General features: G+C 66.6%; 1 protein-coding gene and 1 pseudogene. Both read left to right on the top strand.

The window, feature by feature from the left end:
* Positions 1–462 (top strand): annotated as a pseudogene (locus ACYVGT_RS28090) (ADP-forming succinate--CoA ligase subunit beta); the annotation flags it as partial.
* 11 nt (positions 463–473) lie between these two features.
* Positions 474–1,306: succinate--CoA ligase subunit alpha (gene sucD, locus ACYVGT_RS28085; protein WP_460863872.1), on the top strand; the 833-nt coding region annotated here is incomplete at its 3' end.

Genomic DNA, 1,306 nt, shown 5'->3' with positions numbered 1-1,306 from the left:
AAGGAGAAGGGCCTCAATTACGTCAAGCTTGACGGTGAGGTCGGGATTATCGGTAATGGTGCGGGTCTGGTCATGTCCACGTTGGACGTGGTGGCCTATGCCGGGGAGGCGCATGGCGGTGTGAAGCCGGCGAACTTCCTGGACATCGGCGGGGGCGCGTCGGCTGAGGTGATGGCCAACGGTCTGGAGATCATTCTGGGCGACCCGTCGGTGAAGAGCGTGTTTGTCAACGTCTTCGGTGGGATCACGGCCTGCGATGCGGTGGCCAACGGCATCGTGCAGGCGCTGGAGCTGCTCCAGGGGCGCGGCGATGACGTGTCCAAGCCGCTGGTGGTGCGCCTGGACGGCAACAATGCCGAGCTGGGCCGCCAGATCCTGGACGAGCGGGCCCATCCCGCGGTGCGCCGGGTCGACACGATGGACGGCGCTGCCGCGCAGGCCGCCGAGCTCGCGGCCAAGTAAGGGGATCCTCGATGTCTATTTTCCTGAACAAGGACAGCAAGGTGCTGGTCCAGGGCATGACCGGCTCTGAGGGCACCAAGCACACCCGCCGCATGCTCGCCTCGGGCACCAACGTCGTGGGCGGGGTCAACCCGCGCAAGGCCGGCCAGAGCGTGGACTTCGACGGCACCGCGGTGCCGGTGTTCGGCTCGGTGGCCGAGGGCATGGAGCAGACCGGCGCCGATGTGACGGTGATCTTCGTTCCGCCGAAGTTCTCCCGGGACGCGGTCGTGGAGGCCATCGACGCCGGCATCGGGCTGGCGGTCGTGATCACCGAGGGCATCCCGGTGCACGACACCGCCTACTTCTGGGCCTATGCCGGCGAGAAGGGCAACCGGACCCGGATCATCGGCCCCAACTGCCCCGGCCTGATCACCCCGGGCGCCTCCAACGCCGGGATCATCCCCTCCGACATCACCAAGCCGGGCCGGATCGGCCTGGTGTCGAAGTCGGGCACGCTGACCTATCAGATGATGTATGAGCTGCGTGACATCGGCTTCTCTTCGGCGGTGGGCATCGGTGGCGACCCGATCATCGGGACCACCCACATTGATGCGCTCAAGGCGTTCGAGGCCGATCCGGAGACCGATGTGATCGTGATGATCGGTGAGATCGGCGGTGATGCTGAGGAGCGGGCCGCGGACTTCATCAAGGCCAACGTGTCCAAGCCGGTGGTGGGCTATGTTGCCGGGTTCACGGCGCCGGAGGGCAAGACCATGGGCCATGCGGGTGCGATCGTGTCGGGTTCCTCGGGCACGGCCCAGGCCAAGAAGGAAGCCCTGGAAGCCGCCGGCGTCAAGGTCGG

Source organism: Nocardiopsis coralliicola (assembly GCF_054779695.1).
Note: the sequence above shows the minus strand (reverse complement) of the source record. Positions and strands in the feature narration are given on the sequence as shown.